Source organism: Kribbella sp. NPDC006257, from assembly GCF_040613535.1.
GTDB lineage: Bacteria > Actinomycetota > Actinomycetes > Propionibacteriales > Kribbellaceae > Kribbella.
This window is the reverse complement of sequence record NZ_JBEXSJ010000010.1, coordinates 59264-76327: the sequence shown is the minus strand read 5'-3', so window position 1 is coordinate 76327 and position 17064 is coordinate 59264. Positions and strand designations below refer to the sequence as shown.

At 61.1% G+C, this 17064-nt stretch carries 13 protein-coding genes; 5 read left to right on the top strand and 8 right to left on the bottom strand.

The features are described from left to right. The first annotated feature begins 2 nt into the window (after nt 1-2). From ABZ004_RS14600 to ABZ004_RS14580, 5 genes are all read left to right on the top strand, one after another. Entirely contained in the window at nt 3-941 is a 939-nt protein-coding gene (locus tag ABZ004_RS14600; RefSeq protein WP_355680330.1) for a hypothetical protein, read from the top strand. Then, nucleotides 934-1623: a dihydrofolate reductase family protein gene (locus ABZ004_RS14595; protein WP_355680329.1), complete on the top strand. Its 690-nt coding sequence runs from the start codon at nt 934-936 to the stop codon at nt 1621-1623. The genes ABZ004_RS14600 and ABZ004_RS14595 overlap by 8 nt, the downstream gene beginning before the upstream one ends. Then, nucleotides 1616-2068: a dCMP deaminase gene (locus ABZ004_RS14590; protein WP_355680328.1), complete on the top strand. Its 453-nt coding sequence runs from the start codon at nt 1616-1618 to the stop codon at nt 2066-2068. The genes ABZ004_RS14595 and ABZ004_RS14590 overlap by 8 nt, the downstream gene beginning before the upstream one ends. A gap of 32 nt (nt 2069-2100) precedes the next feature. Further along, nucleotides 2101-2439, top strand: coding sequence for a hypothetical protein (locus tag ABZ004_RS14585; protein WP_355680327.1), 339 nt, complete (start codon nt 2101-2103; stop codon nt 2437-2439). Nucleotides 2440-2559: 120 nt separating this feature from the next. Beyond that, a complete protein-coding gene (locus tag ABZ004_RS14580; protein WP_355680326.1) occupies nt 2560-2967 on the top strand; it encodes a very short patch repair endonuclease in 408 nt (135 codons plus the stop codon). Here ABZ004_RS14580 and ABZ004_RS14575 read toward each other — a convergent pair. The 8 genes from ABZ004_RS14575 to ABZ004_RS14540 all read right to left on the bottom strand — a co-directional run bounded on the left by ABZ004_RS14575 (nt 2964) and on the right by ABZ004_RS14540 (nt 16617). After that, the gene (locus ABZ004_RS14575) at nt 2964-3578 is read right to left on the bottom strand and encodes a hypothetical protein (RefSeq protein WP_355680325.1); all 615 of its coding nucleotides are present in this window, start codon (nt 3576-3578) and stop codon (nt 2964-2966) included. The genes ABZ004_RS14580 and ABZ004_RS14575 overlap by 4 nt on opposite strands. Then, the gene (locus tag ABZ004_RS14570) at nt 3578-5230 is read right to left on the bottom strand and encodes a helicase-related protein (protein WP_355680324.1); all 1653 of its coding nucleotides are present in this window, start codon (nt 5228-5230) and stop codon (nt 3578-3580) included. The genes ABZ004_RS14575 and ABZ004_RS14570 overlap by 1 nt, the downstream gene beginning before the upstream one ends. Further along, nucleotides 5227-7575, bottom strand: coding sequence for an ATP-binding protein (locus ABZ004_RS14565; protein WP_355680323.1), 2349 nt, complete (start codon nt 7573-7575; stop codon nt 5227-5229). The genes ABZ004_RS14570 and ABZ004_RS14565 overlap by 4 nt, the downstream gene beginning before the upstream one ends. Further along, nucleotides 7572-8816 carry a DNA cytosine methyltransferase gene (locus ABZ004_RS14560; RefSeq protein ID WP_355680322.1) on the bottom strand — a complete coding sequence of 415 codons (1245 nt, stop codon included), beginning with the start codon at nt 8814-8816 and terminating at the stop codon, nt 7572-7574. Before ABZ004_RS14560 ends, ABZ004_RS14565 begins: the two co-directional genes overlap by 4 nt. 212 nt (nt 8817-9028) lie before the next feature. After that, nucleotides 9029-11140, bottom strand: coding sequence for a sigma factor-like helix-turn-helix DNA-binding protein (locus tag ABZ004_RS14555; protein WP_355680321.1), 2112 nt, complete (start codon nt 11138-11140; stop codon nt 9029-9031). Then, entirely contained in the window at nt 11140-14130 is a 2991-nt protein-coding gene (locus ABZ004_RS14550; protein WP_355680320.1) for a Z1 domain-containing protein, read from the bottom strand. The genes ABZ004_RS14555 and ABZ004_RS14550 overlap by 1 nt, the downstream gene beginning before the upstream one ends. Beyond that, the gene (locus tag ABZ004_RS14545) at nt 14127-15116 is read right to left on the bottom strand and encodes a PD-(D/E)XK motif protein (protein WP_355680319.1); all 990 of its coding nucleotides are present in this window, start codon (nt 15114-15116) and stop codon (nt 14127-14129) included. Before ABZ004_RS14545 ends, ABZ004_RS14550 begins: the two co-directional genes overlap by 4 nt. Nucleotides 15117-15132: 16 nt before the next feature. After that, nucleotides 15133-16617, bottom strand: coding sequence for an ATP-binding protein (locus tag ABZ004_RS14540; RefSeq protein WP_355680318.1), 1485 nt, complete (start codon nt 16615-16617; stop codon nt 15133-15135). Nucleotides 16618-17064: the final 447 nt, after the last annotated feature.

Here is a 17064-nt window from a genome sequence, read left to right as displayed (position 1 = left end):
GTGTGACTCGGCGCAAAGTGTTTGATCCGAAGGCTGTTCCCAGCTCCTTCTGGCGCGGCAGGGACGTCCAGGCCGCCTTGGCTCGGCGCGACATCGGCGCGCTGTTTCGAAGCTACCTATCTGCGTTCGACGATTGCACTCAGACACAGCTTGCTTTGCTGACTGAGCACGATCGATCGGACGTCTCGAACTGGGTGCGCGGAGCGCGTCACGGCCAGGTATCCGACATCGGCGTACTCACGCGCATCGCCGAAGGGTTACGCCTACCTGATACGGCCCGCATGCTGATGGGCCTCGCCCCGGCTGATGCCCTGATGTCCTCGATCCGCGATGAGCGTGAGATGGCGGATGCCACTGGAAAATCGACCGATCGAGACCGACGCCGACTCGACGATTCTGACCTCAACAGCACCCGAATAGCCATCTGCGGCAGCCGGGCCGCAGAAGCCCACGGCGCAGTGATCGACACCGCTGTCCGCTCACTGGCGCGACTCGTCATGGTCAGAAGGTTGAGAGTGAACCACGGTCCCATTGGAGTCGGCATTGAGGTCATGACGCACATCGCAGACCACTACCAGCCACCAGGTCTGCGGGGCGCGGTTGCGATTTTCGGACGCAGGAATGTCATCGCCGATGCTGAGTACGTCGTGGTCGTCGGTGGCGGAGCCGGCACGCGAGCTGAGGCCGACTTGGCAATCGCACTAGGCAAGCAAGTTCTTCCGTACGGCGCGAGCGGCGGCACCGCCAGGGCCATGTTCCAACAGGTACGCCGACAGCCTGCCTTGACCTCGTGGATTCCCAGCGATCAACTCGCGACTCTGAACAACTGCGCCAGCCTTGACTCAGGGGCCAGCACAATGGAGATCGAGCAGATGACGGATGATTTCGTCGACCTACTCGACAACGTCATTCACGCCGACCGAGGAGAACCACGTGTCTGATCGTCCGTACGTCCTGCTGTCCGTTGCGGCATCGGTCGACGGCTACATCGACGACAACACCGACCAGCGCTTGCTCCTGTCCAACGACGAGGACTTCGATCGAGTCGACGAGGTTCGCGCCGGCGTGGACGCCATCCTGGTAGGCGCCAACACGATCCGCCGCGATAACCCTCGCCTGCTCGTCCGCTCAGACGACCGCCGCAAGGCACGCCTGGATGCCGGCCTGACCGAGTCCCCGATCAAGGTGACGATCAGCGCCAGCGGCAACCTCGATGCCTCGTCGAAGTTCTTCAGCACTGGCGACGTGGACAAGATCGTCTACGTCCCAGCTGCTGCGTTCTCCAAAACTGACGCCTCAGTCGGCCAGGTCAGCACCGTGGTCGACGCCGGCGACGCAGTGAGTATCGACAACATCCTCAAGGATTTGGCCGAGCGCGGCGTCCGCCGCCTCATGGTCGAAGGCGGTGGGACCATCCACACTCAGTTCCTTTCAGCGGGCCTCGCAGATGAGATCCAGCTCGTAGTCGCACCGTTCTTCATAGGCGACAGCACAGCCCCTCGGTTCGTCGGCGACGCCAACTTCCCTCAAAACCCCGCCCACCGAATGGAACTAGCCGAGGTCAAGCAAATCGGTGACGTCGTCCTGCTCCGCTACCTCCCGAAGGAGGCAACGCATGCCTGACCCAGACGACCACCATTGGCTCACGCGGGCCATCGACCTCTCTCGTTCCTGCCCACCCTCGGATACAGCCTTCTCGGTCGGCGCAATCATCCTCGGCACCGAGGGCGAAGTACTCTCCACTGGCTACTCGCGCGAGACAGGCCCCAAGGATCACGCCGAGGAGATCGCCATCGCCAAACTCGCCGTCGAAGACGGTGCCCTGGCCGGGGCGACGATCTATACCAGCCTCGAGCCGTGCAGCAAGCGAGCATCGCGGCCTCGAACCTGCACGGAGCTCATCCTCGCCGCCGGCATCAGCCGTGTTGTCCTTGCCTGGCGTGAGCCACTAATCTTCGTCGACTGCGAAGGTGTCGAGCTCCTGACCGCCGCAGGTCTCGACGTTCTCGAACTTCCCGAACTAGCAGAGGCAGCCAGGTCAGTCAATGCCCACGTCCTTCCGCACTGATCACTTAGGCGACTCATACCGGAAGGCAACGCATGGCTTTGGACCGCGATGCAGACCTTGCACTCCGTCTGCAGATCATGGATCGGCTCACTTATCTCAGTGACCAGTCGGGTGGAGTCGTCACCCGTGAGCAGCTAACCAGCCTAGATGTGAATAGTCAGCGGAGACGGATCATCGACCAGTCAGGCGGCATCTGGAATCCAAGCGATCTCAACGCATCCCTCTCCATCCTGAGCTCGCCGACTGGCCCATACAACGACGGCCAGGTTCAGGGAGGCTACGCCTACAAGGCAGGCTCCATCGGCTTCGTGACGGCCAGCGGCAGCCAGGCAACCTTCGACTGTCGCTCGCGCCTCGAGCTACTTCTGTAGAGGCTTGAGCGATGGAACAAGCGCCTTCGGGGCGCGCGGCTGCCAGCGTCGGGAGCAACGGGAGATCCGCTGCGCCGACTGGCACTTCCGAGATAGTCATCGACGGAGGGGATAGCATCAATGGACGTCGACCCGGCGGTCAGCGCGCGAATGTCACGGACCCGCAGCCGGGACACGTCGGCGGAAATGGCCGTTCGCCGTGAACTCCACCGCAGAGGGTTGCGATATCGAGTGAACTGTCGGGTTGTTCCGGACTTGCGTAGAACCGCCGACATAATGTTCAAGAGGCAGCGGATCGCGATCCTGATCGACGGTTGCTTCTGGCACGGATGTCCAGCCCACTATAGGCCCGCGACGGGACGCCGCCGCGAATTTTGGGCGACCAAGATCGCAGAGAATATGCGACGGGACCGCGAATCGGCGGAAGCGTTCACCGAGGCTGGTTGGCTTGTCCTTCGTTTCTGGGAACATGAGGACCCGAGCGATGTCGCCGACCGAGTTGTGGCAGCATTACGCGGTGCGAACTAACTCGGCCAACTCTCGAACTTTCGGCTCACCGCGTAAGTAACTTGTTTGCAATCCGCGTCGACGATATCGCTCAGCGCCTCCACCAACCTCCAGTCGGCTGCTGCCAACGGTGCACTGTTCGGTTTTGTGACGACGACTGTGATCGGCTTCAATGGATCTTGAACACGGATCAGGCACGAGTTCCAGATCAAGCCCTGGATGGCGCTCAGCGGTCCCCAGATCACGAACATCGACTGGCCCCGCGGGTCTTCAGCGAAGCATCGCATGGGCTTCTCCTCGATGGTGTCCGCCCTCGGAACCCACTGGTCTCCTAGCGCTAGTCGTACAACGGACTGAGGTCCGGGGTATGCCCGATTAGTGAAGGAGGCGATCGGTCCGATGCCCTCCAAGGCCCGTCGGTAGTCCTTCGCCGGCCCGTCCTTGATCCACACCCTGATCTTTTCGGCGGGCATGAAGGCGGAGAGCCGCAGGCCGATCTTCGGGTCCTTGACGAACCGGTCGTACATCTCGCTCGCGGAGTGCGCCGACAATTCTTCCCAGCGTACAGCGTCGAATTGGCGAACTAGCTCCGTGATAACTTCTGTCCGCACCTCCAATGGTATTGCTGCCATCAGATCCCCTCAATCGGCGGGAACTCGAGTCTTACGCTGTCGTCGGCACCGCCGAGGTCGCCGACGTCAGCCATCCACTGTTCGAGAAGATCGCGCACCTGAAGATCCTCAAAGACAAACTGGTTGCGCCCGACCGACACCTGCTCGATCTCGTCCTCGGAGACCTGCTCCCGTATATCGTATACCTCCGCGAGCCGTCGAATATCGCTAACGAAGTCGAGTACCTCCACGTGGGTCTTCCCTTTACGGAGGCGCAGCCCTCGGCCAAGCTGCTGGACGAAGATCCGCCGGCTATGGGTGACCCGCGCGAAGCATAGAATGTTGACGTCGGGGACATCGACTCCTTCATTGAGAATGTCGACGGCCACCAAGATGGGCACCTCACCCGATCTGAACTTGAGAAGACGCTCCCGTCGCTCCCGGATCTTCAGATTGGCATGAAGTGTCTTGGCGCGCTCCCACCCGGGCCGGAGCGCCAATAGATTGCGCACCCGCTCGGCATGTTCGATCGTCTGGCAGAAGATGATGGCGCGAGGGTTTATAGTCTGGTCCCAAACCTCTTCAAGTCGCCCCCTAACCGCTTCGTCCCGCTCAGGGATAAAGAGTCGCTTGTTCAGGTCTCTTATGGAGTAGCCGTTCTCTGACGCGTCCCGAACGAAATCCCAATCGATGTTGTCAGCAAACACTCGATACTTCACGTCGGCCAAGTAGCCGAGCTTCATACCTTCGGAGATGGAGACCCGAACGATCGGCTCACCGAAGGTTTGCTCGATGTCGAACCTGTCACCGCGCCATGGGGTCGCTGTCACGCCGAGCCGTTTCGCGCGCGGCAGCAGGTCAAGCATCGTCGCATAGTTTCCAGTCTCGCCGACGTGGTGGGCCTCGTCGACCACAATTAGATCCGGCGTGTACCCGGACTCGATGTAATCACGGGCCGTCGGAGCGACGCCAAACGTCACGCCGGGCAACGAGTTCGGCTTAGATGAGCCGTGTAGGAGCCGCGTCGGGACGTCCTTCGGGATGTCACGCCACATCGCACGTTCAAGTTGTTCGACGAGATCGATCATGTGCGCAGTTACGAGCACCTGTGCGTCTGGGTTCGCTAGGAGGAACATCCTGAGTACCCGACCAGCTATGACTGTCTTTCCGAGGCCAGTCGCCAGGTACACGAGGGCCTCTCCGGACTCGGATAGCGCTGCCCACGCTGCCTCGACCGCGCGGTCCTGGTACTTGTGCAGATCGAACGGCTTGGCACGCTCCGGCGCTCTTTCGTAGATGGTGGACAGACTTTCGCCATTCCACAATGTGACGTTGATACCGACTTCGCTCAACGCCTGCGCCCGGTTCTTTGCTTTTTGTGTAAAACGCTGGTTCGTGACAACCACCGCACGATGAATGTTGTAATGCTGCATTGCGCTGTGCGTTTCGTCCACCGCGTCGAAATCGACGTTTCCCGACTTCTTCCACTTCGCTTGGAAAATCCAGTCCTCGCCTTTCAGGCGACCAAGCACGTCGGCGCCCTTGTCGCCTGGGCCGTCCACGTTGACCACGTCGGTGAAAGCAATCAGGGCGAGTAGCCGTTCCAGTTGCCGCGTGAAGCCCTTCGGACCTTCCTCGATCAGGAAGGTCGGGTCCAGGAATGAAGTTGTCATACCGAAACGATCTCGGCGTCGAGCAGATCGGCCGTCAACAGCAGCCGAGAGAGTTCGAGTGTCTTGTGCATCTGCGGACCTGCAACCATCCTTTGCAGGTCCGCAAGAAGCGCTCCGACGCGCGCGATCTGGTCGGCTTGAGTGTCCTCCCCCAGAGCTGCATAGGTGCTGCGGAAGAGCGCGCCGTCCAAGACGAGAGAGGGGCTGCTGGCCACCAGGTCGTGGAAACCGGCAGCGCTCAGGTATCGCGCGAATTCGCCGCTAGTGATGGCGCCGGACCAGTCGACATCCGGCGCGATGCTGATGGCGATGGTTTCTGCGGCTCGCCTAGAGTCGCCGGATAGGGAGTTCCACAAGGCGGCCGGGTCCTTCGGTGCCAGTTCTGCGAGGCGCTCCCGCATGTTGTCGAGCAGCGCCTCAGCTCTCGCTCGAACGGCCGCCTTGTCGACCCGGCGATCGGGGAATTGTTCGAGGATCAAGGTCACGAGCTGATCTATCGATCCGTCGAAAGAGTAGACGTCCTTCAATTGGGGCGCGGCGCATACCAGCGCGACGTTCATCGGTGACCATCCGTACTGCGCGATCAGCGCTGCACCCGCATCGACGTATACCTCGATCTCGCCTGCGACGATCCGAATCGCATACGGCTGCTTGCGATCGTCTTTCTTCAAGTCGACGCCGGAGGTGACGTAGACACGGAGCACCGGCTGAGCAGTTCCAATTCGGACCTCTCGGTCGGTGTCGGGCAGCAGGGTCGCGGCGTCTCGGTAGCGCGCAAAGCGCTCCGCTTCGGTCTCAGGCTTGACTGGCTCGGGATCGTCAGGCTCGTCGTGGCTGGACGTCTCTCCGGCTTCGTCCCCGTCCTTGCCGAGATGGGACAGACCCTCCTTGTCCAGCCAGTCGTCCTCATCGGTCGACGGCTTCGGCTCGGGCGGCGGCCCGTTTTTAATTTGGTCGTGAGCCTTCGCCGCCTGGTACCAAGTCTCGTCGGTCTCGAACTCTGGGTCGCCATTGCGGAACTTCGCGCCCCAGGATTTGACAGTCTCATGGATCGACGAGGTGCCGTTGCCAGGGATGAGGTAGCGGAGGCCGGGCTTGTTCTCGCGGTAGGCGTTGAAGAGCTGACTCATCGGCGAAGTGTTCTCACGCCCGACGAGACGCATCGCGATCTGCGGCCGCAGAGGTTCAGAACCCCGGACTTTCTCGACCATGAACCGCCATTCGCTGGAGGAGGTGTCGAAGTTGTTCTTGCGGACGTTCACAGGGGCGTGGTCAAGGTGGACCTCGCCGACGATCCGGCCCATACCGAGCTCGATCGGATACTCCAGCTCGAAGTCGCCATCGGGCGTCTCCCAGTCAAAGAGCGACTTGTCCTGATAAGTGATCGCGCGGCCGTGTCGTAGGAATGTAAGGCCAAAATCCGACTTGTCGGCGTAGCGCTGGATGCCGAGCCATCCCCAAATCCGGCGCTCGCGCTCCGTGATGTCCGTGCTCTCGCAGTCGACGCACTTCTCGTAGGCGGCGTTGTACCAGCGGCCACAATTCATACAGGCGTACGCGTTGGTGAGGGGAACGTTGATCTCGATAGCGGTGTGAACCTCGGCACCTTTGTAGGTGACCGAGCGGCTTGGATCCCAGATGCAGGGCAAGTGGGAACGGACCGCCCGGTTGTTCACGTATAGCCGCTGGCCCGCGCCGCCCATCAGTTCAGCACCTGAGTGCCCATCTTGAGGACTGCGCAGCATGTAGGTGTAGATACGACCCAGGTGTCCCGTGGTTTCCTTAATGGCGCGCGTGTACTTCAGCCGCGCCACGATGTCCTCGCGGAGCTTCGTCACCGCGACCAGGGTGCCGTGCTCCTCGCTCGCTTTGTCCTCGTACCGCAGCGGAACATCGTAGGTTGACTCGCGTTGCATCACCGTAAGGTCGATGGTCGCGATGACCCACTGGTCGTCCCCTCGCCGTCCAGTGCGGACCTCAGTAATGCCGCCTAGTCGCGCAGTGGCGATGTTGAAGCCCATCCCGAAAAGACCGAGAGTGCCGAAGCGCTGCTTACCCGACGTGCCGGCGCTGAGCGCGTCCTTTAACTGTTCGGGCGACATCCCGCGCCCATTATCGCCGACCGAGATCGCTGAGGACTTCTCTGCCTTGCCGGAGGTCGGCAGGGTGATGTCGATCCGTGGCTCCAGCGCCGGTTCTTCGGACGACGCCTCGATCAACTCGTCGAGCGCGTTGTCGATCAACTCGCCTAGGCACTGGTGCAATTGGAGGTCGACCTCCGCAATCATCTCCAGGATTCGTGGAGACGGAGTCAGGTTGAGGCTGCTGAGCCGCGTTTCGGTCACGAACTGATCCTCTCCTTGACCAGGGCCTGATGGACGCTCTCGGCTACGACCTGGCCGAGCAGAACTGGCACCGCGTTGCCAAGTTGTCGCATCGCTTCTCCCCAGGAGCCGTGAAGCTCGTAGTCGTCGGGGAAGGTCTGAAGACGTGCACTCTCGCGAACGGTGAAGTACCGCACCGCACCGTCGACATCCCTGAGCATGTTCTCGCCACCTGGCACACCGTGACCGCCCGCCTTCAGCGCCTTAGCTGGCATATCCAAAGGGCTGCCAGTGTGGCCTGGGTAGGAGCGAGCGCCGGGTTGCAGGACGTGGTTGAGGACCAGTCGGGATGGCCTGAGCGCGGGTTTGGGCAGGCCGATGAGGGCGTCGCGGACGGTGCGCCAACGCTGCTTCGGCATATCGTCGGAGAACAACCCTGGGATCCGGAAGCTGGGCCGTTCCGGCCGCTTGTTCGCCGGTACTTCATGCTCATCCCAGTACTCGCCGGTCACCCACTGTGAGCGCAGCAGTGCACGCTTGGAATGACTGGCCGCCGGGAAGGTCCAGTCGACATCGAGGTCTCCCCGGAATCCGACGAAGAACACCCGGTGCCGCTGCTGCGGCACCCCAAAGTCCGCGGCGTTGACCAGCGTTGGCGCGACTCGATAGCTAAGAGCGTAACGCTCGCGACGGTCGATGGCGGCGCGCAGCCGGAGCAGGTGCTCCATCCATCGTTCCCCGGGCTTGGCTCGCAGTGTCGGAAGCGCGAGCCGCAGCTGGATGTACGCATAGTAGTCGGCGAAGGCAGACCGCGTGAGCCCTCGCACATTTTCGATGATGAACGCCCGGGGCCTTAACCGGGCGATGATCTCTGCGGTGGCCGGGAACATGTCGCGCGCATCGTCTGCGGCCCGGCCAAGTCCACCAGACGAGAACGGCTGGCACGGTGGCCCGCCAGCGACAAGATCCACGTCCTTGGTCACCACCGACCAATCGAAATCTCGGACATCGCCCTCGTAGACGTTCCAATCCTCGACCAATTCGTGACCGCGCTCCTTGTTCTCCCGGACCGTGTCGCAGGCCCACCTATCGCGCTCCAGCGTGGCGATCGACTCGAAGCCAGCCGCTTGGCAGCCAAGCGCGAGGCCGCCGGCCCCAGCGAAGAGCTCGACGCTGGCAAAACGAGTGGGCGCATTCTCCACGATGGAGAGGACCGGCGGATCCGCAGACAGGGCGGCGGATACGACCGCAGTCTCGGCCATGTGTTTCCTTCTGGTTATGATCATTGAGTGCAAGCCATCCTGCCCCAAACCGCCGACGGTTGCCTGCATCCAGCGGCGACACGGCGATACGCGTCCGAGGACGCACCCCTCGGCGGCTTGACTGGTGCAGACGGTTGCCCGAACTATTGATTCAGCCCGGTCCTGCGACGCCGTTGGCGGGGGTTCTTGCGCAGCTGCCGCAGGTCCACGTGCTACTCGGAGTCTTCGTCGATCAACAGGTGCGCGATCTGCTGTTCGCGCCTCGCCTTGTAGCCAGCCGCGACTGTGGCCAGGTCCGACCCGGGAGCGTATTTGATAGCGGCACCTAGAGCGTCGACGGCTTCGGGGCCTTCGAGTGACATTTCAGCGCCCACCAAACGGAGGGCTTGCGCGAGCGGCGACTCTGGAGCATCCGGCAACTTCTCAACGTCAAAGGTCCCGTCGCCGCGAAAGATAAGGAAGACCTCGTCGCCGATGCCGAGATCCTCAGCTTCGAGGAAACGCTTGATGCTGCCATAAGCAGGTTGGTGGTTCTTCCACGAGAACTTCTGCGGTCCAAGTCGAGTGGGAAGATCCGCATGCTCTCCCTGCGATATACCAACAACCGTGGCGACGGCGGTCGACGCTCCCCAACCACTCCCCCGCAGGTGGTCCTGGTTAATTGTTGTCCGGAAAAGCCAGTCGTCGCCGCGGCGGTAGTAGCCCTGGACCTTCGCGGGGTTTTTGCCGCCGACGATCTTGACAGACTGCGCGCCTACCATCCCGTTTCGGACCTCGTATGGGGCGCTTCCGGCGTACACGTTAACCGACGCCGCTGACACGCCAAACCGCTCAACCAGTGAATCGACGACGGTTACCAGTGGAAGTTCGCCGCCAGCTTGCTCCAGCAGTTTGCCGACTTCTGTACGGATGTTGCTGTACCTATCCATGCCCCACGACGCCAGAGCCCAATGCTCCACGCCCACTTTGTGCAGTCGGGGGTCAGCACTGAGTTGGTTCCGAAGGTTTCCGAGCGATCCCCGCTTTGCCCGTTCGAACAGTACCTCCATGGTCAATGGCCCACCCTCGATGGAGAGCAGCGCTGCCGCGAGGTCGTTGACGGAGCTCGTGCGCAGCAAGACGAAGCCGCTGCGGACCTCGTATCCAAGGTGCTTCAGCCAATCTGTTAGCCAGGGCAGCGTCCCTGGCTCCTCAGAACCGACCAGGCCTACATCCGCCAGCCTCACGACACCGAACTCGTCAGCAAGTTCGTCGAGATAGATCGCCGTCTCGCGTTCCGCAGCCTCAAAGCTCGGCTCCGCACACCAACCAGCGGCAATCTCATAAGCATCATCAAGGATGTCGATGACGCGCCAAGCCGGCTGGCCGATGCTGTCGACCGGATGGTCAAGAGCAGGCGCTTCGGCAAGAACTTCTGCCAGTGGCCTGACACCACGAATCTGGCCTCGCATGAGCGCAGCGACCTGACCAACTGGAGAACCCTCTGCAACCAGCTCGTGCAGCTTGGCCCTGGCCTTGGACTCAAGTTGGCGCACACGCTCGCGCGTCACTCCGAACTCTTGACCGAGCTCCTCCAACGTGGCCGGCTTCCATGCAAACAAGCGTCGCGCAAGGATCGTGCGAAACCGCTCGTCCATCCCGAGGATCGCTTGCTCCAGCACATCTGCGATGCTCGGTGTCGACGACGGCATCACGTCAGCTGCTGACAGAGCGACCACTCGATCGCGGGCTGCGACAACCTCAGCCGGTACTCCGAGCGCAAGCGGAGCGAGCACCCCCCGATCGATCCTTCCCGTCGTCTGGTTCCACACGGCCAGGATTTCGATGTCTCTGATGAGATCACCGAGCCACGGGCTGGGCGGAGCAGTCTCAGAGACCGTTGAGGCATCGTTGACGAGGAACGTCTGCGGCTGCGACGTCGAACGATCGGCCAGGCTCCGAATGATCGCGGCCACGGTCGCGACCCCGGCGCTGCGGTAAGCCAGAAGCTCCTCGAGTGGCAAGTCGACCAGATGGCTGGTAGTCCGACGCTTCTCGCGGTAAAGCACGTTGTAGGCACGAACCGGCAGGCCGAGCTGCTCGATCGGAACATCCAATGGCATGCCGGGGAGGATCTCACCGATCGACCACCGGCTGAGACGGTCGACCGCGACGCACACGATGCCATCGAGTATCTGGGTCCGACTTACCGGGTCGGTGTTGTCGATTGCCTCATCCCACCAAGAGCCCAGAATTCCGTCGTCGGGCGATGCCTTGCCGGCAAGCCACGGAAAAGCATCCGCCCATACCCTCGGGCGCAGGTCGATGAACTCTGGATCAGGCATCACGATGGGTCCGCAGTCTTAGTCGCGGCAGGGTCGTCAACTGCAACGACATCTGCCTTCTCCGATACGACGACGGTGTACTGGATGAGGTCACGCTTGCTGCGCACAGAGGCATCGGGGACGCGCAATGAGATGAGTCCAACGACATTGGTCCGATCAACTGGAGCCGCCTCGCTGGTTTCGTCCTGATCGGCGACCAACGAGATCACGAGCACCCCCCGAGTGCTGCTCCTCCCCAGAGTGGGAAAGTCCTTGCCTTCGGGCAGAGGGCTTGCAGCAAGGATGTTGCGCTTGTTCTCACCGGTGAAATCGATCCGCGGATCTTGGCGACGCGCGCGTTTCCAGATCGGAGCGTCCTGTCCAAGTTCATCGAGCCAGAGCATGCGGCCGGGTGTCTGCCTTTGCGGCCAGACGATTCCCCAGTCTTTGATGCGTTCGTTTTCCATCGCCATGGCGATGAACGACCGAAGTGGCGCAATCACACCCAAGTAGTCAGGATGCCATTTAAGTTTGTCGAAGTAGTTCAAGAAATCGGCAGCATCGATGAGACCGACCTTAGCCTTCTGGTCCTTCGCGATTTCGCCGTCTGTGTACGGTAAGGTCGCGTCTTTGGTTGCCTTCTTCAACAACGGAAGGATTACCTTGTCCAAGTTCGCCCTGTTCTGCACCTTCCCTTTGTCGTCCCTCGGTGGGATTGACGACAGCTGGTGAAACGCACCGACCGACGCGCGTGACTTCACGACCGCATTGAACATTTTGTTCCGTGCGGTGGGTTTGAGCCAGGGCAAGTGCTGGCTCACCAGCGGTGGAATCTGTCGCGGCTCGACGATCGGTTTGCCATCCTCATCAAAGCCGGCATACTTGGCCAGCTCATCACGAAAGGCCTCCTCGTCAAGGAGTAGAGCCTCGAATGCGTCGTAGAGGTCAACTCTCGAATCGCGGCGAATGTAGAGACGTACCAAGTCGCGGTAGCCCTCGCGGAACCCGAACCATCGGCCGGCCTGCATCAGGGTGTCAGCTTGTCCGGCCTTGCGACGGAAGAACGACACTGTGAGGCCCTCGACGGTGAATCCTCGACTGAGCTTCGCGCCGCCGACGAGGACGCGCCAGACCTTCCCCGCGTCGAAGTCGAGCGCCTGCTGCTGATCCTGAACCGCCTTGTCTGAATTCACGATGAGCACCGGGTCCGAGCCTGCGCTCGTCATCTCAGCCATGGCCTGGGCCACGAATGGCCTAACGTCGTCGAAGCTCGCCGGAACAGGGTCGCCATTGACGCGAGCGATCATCACGGGCAGGAAGTCATCGTCGAAGAGTTTGCGCAGGCGCGTTAACCCTTCACCGGACGTGAATTTTCCGCTGTTCCAGAGAGAGCGCACAACGAAGGCCGAATCGAGATGAGTCTTGTTGCTCAACTCCTCGTGCACGAGCATCGTGTGATGCCGGTGAAGCTTGCCATCCATAGACTCGCGGTATTTCTTGATTGCTCCGCTCAGGACCCAGGCATCGAGAGCATCGCCGAGTTCCGCCTTGCGCAGAAGCGGTTCCTGGTCCGGAGCGCCCTTGACAGAACGTACAAAGGCGAGCTCATTAGATGTCGCTACTGTCTTCTCAACAGTCTCCCAGTCGGGGTCAACGTCGTGGAACTCCTGAACGCCCATATAGTCTGCGGGTCGGGGCAAGGACAACACGAAATCCGACGGGAAAAGGTTGCTTTCGTCATCCGGGTCGATGAACACGTTCGCGAAAGGCGTCGCCGTATATCCAACGTACTGCGCACGCGGAACTATCGCCATCATCTCGGTGATGCGCTCGTTGATTTTGGTGCGCTCTTGTGACTTCTTCGGGTCCTTGGTGTTGACCGATGCGAGATCGGATTCGTCGTCGATAATAAGAGCAGGCAACTCCTTGAGCATGGCCTGCAGGGGACTCAAGTCCTTGATCAACTTGCTGAGCGGCGCCGAGTTCTTCTTCACTATGACTACATAGGCATCGGTGTGAAACAAGTTCTCCGGTGCATTCAGCGGTTTCGTCCTGTCATGACGCTCATAGCGAAGTTGCGACATCCCCTGAGGCAGACTCTTGTAGTCATGGTGATGGGTGGTCACGCGACGGATCCGTGCCACCCCCGGTTGATTCAGCGCCTGCTCGGAGTGCCGGACGAATTTGTCTGCGAGCCAGTCTGCGTCCTGCTGATAGTCTAGCCCCTTTGCTACTTCCGGATCTGCGGAATCCTGGCCAGCAAGGACATTTTCGACACCCATGAGTTCCATGTCGATGCGGCGCTGAGTCTGAGCGCGGAGGATTTCGATCGTGCCGGTCATGACGACGATCAGGCGGTAGCCAGCATCGACCGCCTTTGCGATGACGCCCGTGAAGTTGGCTGTCTTGCCGCTCTGCACGTAGCCGACCACGAGCCCCTTCGTCTGCTTAACCTCGACGCGCGTTGGGTCGGCGAGGCGCTCGATCACTGAGTTAGTACCTTGGTCTAGCGTCGCAATCGACGACGCTGGCCATTTTTTAACCTCCGCGAGATACTTCTCGTAGTCATCCCAGTAGAGACTGCTTCGCTGGTGCCGGGCCTCTTCGTACCAGGGCTCGAACTCCCGACTGATGACAATCGTGTCTTCCTGATGGACCGGAATGACGGAACGGATTTCTCCCTCTGCTGCAGGTGACAGACCCAGTGCGCTAACAACGGCGACCCGTCGCGCGACCGTGCCTGAACCCGCCTCGACACCGTCGGGTCCAAGCAGCACCATGTCGTCGCTGGCATCCCACTTAGCGAAGGCGAGGCGAAGCGCGATCATGGCGTTGTGGTTGATGGGTGCGCTCTGAACGAAGGCGACCAGTTCTTCCTCCGACACCTGAATGCCACCGAATATGGCGAGAGCGGGCAACAACGGCCTAGGAGATTGCTCCGCGAATCCTTGTAGAAGGTTACGGAGTGGCGTTCCCCAGGCCGGAGATGTTCCACCTTGAACCTGGGTCATGAATGCTCCTCATCAACAGTGACGAGACCTGCCAACGCCCCAGGTAGAGCACTGGGATGGAAGTAGGTTAGGTCTACGCGGTACGACAGATCGCTGACCATCTTGAAGTTGGGAACACCCCCGGCAAGCCGTGAAGCAGTCAGGGCTGGGAACTGCTCGTCGACGAGGAAGGCACGCGGCTCGTTCCGCTTGGTCCAAGATGTGCTGTAGAGCTCCACGTCGGCGTCATCCCACCCCAACGCCTCCAGCTTGGCGTCAACCTTCGGGCGATAGCCGCCCGCCTTCGCCCGAATACCTGAGATCATCTGGCCGAGAGTCAGTCCGCGCTCGTGATTGGTTCGCGTCAGCTGGATTGAGATCAGACTCAGCGGAACACCCCGTACTGGGATGAGCTGCGTGAACCCGTGCATCATGTGCCGGCGCTGCTCGCCTGACGTCGTCTTGATCTCTAGGTGGACATCGCTGAGTACAAAGTCGTGCTCCTCCGACAGCGGTCCTTGCCAAGATTCGACTGCAGGACCTGAGCCAGCCTTTTCGATCAAGTACTCCAAGACCAACAGCTCGCCAAAGAGTCCCAATTCTTTCTCGACGCTGAGGCCGGCCTTCCCCAGGAAGAGATTGCGATGCTTAGTGACGGCAGTGGCAACTGCGGCGGCGAGCGGCTCTCCGAGCAATTGCAGTTGGTCCGCCACACTCGTGAGGAGGCTGTATGCGCCGTGCACGTTGCCTTCGACCGACACCGTGAGCTCAGCAAGGTCTCCTTCGTCTGAGTCGACCGGCTTGAACCTGATGTTGCGCCACTTCGCGACGACGGGTTCTGGAGGCGTGAAGGCAGTGATCAGGGTGATCGTTCCATTGGCTGGGTGAAGGTCGAGCTTGCACGCGGGTGCCCCGGCGATCGGGAGCACCACCGGGTGTCCCGACGTCCACAAGAAGTCGACGTTCGCCACCGAAAGGTGACGCGCATCCTCAGCCTGCTCGGTCACGCTCGGTTCTCCCGTCTTACTCACCGCGCATGATTTCTTCGGCTTCAACCGCTGAGCCGAGAATTTCGCGCCAAAGCAAAATGTTGTCCTTGTCCTTCGGCCCCAGGTGCGCGCCTTCGAAAACCTTGTGGGTCAGCAGAAAGAGCAGCGCCTTCAGCACAGGCGCGTCGTTCAGGCTTCGCCGCTCTGGAGCGAACAAATAGCGATAGCGGGAATTGATCCACAGCGTGCTGTTGCCGAAGTCCACGTCGATGAACTCGCTCTCGGGGAGAAGCTTCCACTGCAGGTTGAGAGAGTCGGATCGAAGCAAGGGCAGCTCCGCCTCAATCGACTTTCGCAACTTCGGCGCGAAGCCCTTGTCCGGGGCGATCACTGGCTGCCGCTGGCTAACGCGTCGGTTTCCCTCCACGTAGCAGGCCTCGGCGTCCTTCAGGTACGCATCGAAGGTGGTGCCGTCCTTCGCCGCTGCGTGGGCCAGCGCATCCCGGAAGATCGGCTCGAAGCGAAGGCCAGCCTTCTCCGGGTTCATAGTGAGGAAGGAGCCGATCGCCGTCTCTTCGTCGAGCATGACTCGAGCGAGTTGCCGATGAGCCGATGAATTGGCGACCTCCGACCACCCCCCTACTTGCAAAAGACGGTCGTTCCTGTAGATGTAGAAGCCCTGAAAGCGGTCCCCCGGCTTGCCGTTGATCCGGAAACCGGGGATGTCGACCTTCGGCGGCCAGATGTGGCAGTGGAGCGTGATCTGCTCGTCGCCGGATTCCGCGACGACCGCCTTGGGATACGCGGGATGACCAGATCTGGCGTAGCCGAATGGGTCAAGGGGCTTCACAGGGGTGCCGATCCCCTCGTCGGCGTACTCCAGCTCGTCGACCAGGATGTCGATGTCGAGGACATCCTTCGCGATGAGACGGTGGAAGGTCACGCCCAGATGCGACCGGAGGCCAATTTCCGCGTTCGCCATCCAGGTGCGGGCCTCCTCGGTGTTGGCGCCGCGGTAGGTGCTGCGCAGCTCGCTCCAGACGACCGACGTTCCTCGGCCAGCTCCGGTAACGCGCTTGCGGTGAGCGTCGGCATCCGCCGCAGCGTCAGCGGACAGCACCTCACACGAGAAGTCTTTAGAGAAGTCAGCACGCTGGATGCGGCGCCCTACAGGGGTCGCTCCGTACTTCGAAGACCAGACGGTCAGAACATCGGCGTGCCCAAATGACGCGGCTTTCATCCCAATGCCGAAGTGACCGAGGTCGTTATGAGCATACTCGCGCCGGTGACCGAGAGTCATGGCCTTGTCCGCCGATGAGGAATCCATCCCGTTACCGTTGTCGATCACCTCGACCTGAACGAGTCGGTCGTTGTCGGTTAACAGACGGACGGCGATCTTGGTCGCTCCGGCGTCGAGGCAGTTGTCGACGAGATCAGCAATTGCAGACTCAAGGGTGTGGTTTGCGCCGAGGCTCTTGACCAGACCGGCGTCTGGTTCGAGCTTAATGGTTTCGACCACGTCGGGCCTGCTCACCACCCGACCGCCGCGCCTGGACAATGTGGATCTCTCGAACATCTCCTACACGACTGCCCTGCTGGCTGACGCGCTGAACCGGATGACTCGCAGATGCTCAGCCGAACAATGCCTAATTTCATACAATCCCCCACTGGACCCTGCCAGCTCTTGGCTTCCTGGCCATAATGTGCTTGCCCGCCGCTTTGGTCGTTGAGCACCGCGCTTGGACGAGATGCGCAACCGCAGCGGTGCGTCGTTGATCCGTCCCCGATGGGCCTATCGGGTGAACCGGCTGGATCGTTACATGGCGTTGCCGTGATTTCCGCGCAGAAGACAGACCGGCCTAGCGCCGGCACCAGCGCGAGTTGGCCGGCATCGATCAAGGACGGTCGTATGACATGACGTTGACCGCAGCCCGAGACGCGGACATATGCCTGACATGCGTTCCCG

What these genes read in the sequence shown, in the direction of transcription:
- ABZ004_RS14550 (WP_355680320.1), bottom strand. Translation starts at nt 14,130, where the DNA reads ATGACCCAGGTTCAAGGTGGAACATCTCCGGCCTGGGGAACGCCACTC.
- ABZ004_RS14570 (WP_355680324.1), bottom strand. Translation starts at nt 5,230, where the DNA reads ATGACAACTTCATTCCTGGACCCGACCTTCCTGATCGAGGAAGGTCCG.
- ABZ004_RS14585 (WP_355680327.1), top strand. Translation starts at nt 2,101, where the DNA reads ATGGCTTTGGACCGCGATGCAGACCTTGCACTCCGTCTGCAGATCATG.
- ABZ004_RS14555 (WP_355680321.1), bottom strand. Translation starts at nt 11,140, where the DNA reads ATGCCTGATCCAGAGTTCATCGACCTGCGCCCGAGGGTATGGGCGGAT.
- ABZ004_RS14580 (WP_355680326.1), top strand. Translation starts at nt 2,560, where the DNA reads ATGGACGTCGACCCGGCGGTCAGCGCGCGAATGTCACGGACCCGCAGC.
- ABZ004_RS14575 (WP_355680325.1), bottom strand. Translation starts at nt 3,578, where the DNA reads ATGGCAGCAATACCATTGGAGGTGCGGACAGAAGTTATCACGGAGCTA.
- ABZ004_RS14560 (WP_355680322.1), bottom strand. Translation starts at nt 8,816, where the DNA reads ATGGCCGAGACTGCGGTCGTATCCGCCGCCCTGTCTGCGGATCCGCCG.
- ABZ004_RS14590 (WP_355680328.1), top strand. Translation starts at nt 1,616, where the DNA reads ATGCCTGACCCAGACGACCACCATTGGCTCACGCGGGCCATCGACCTC.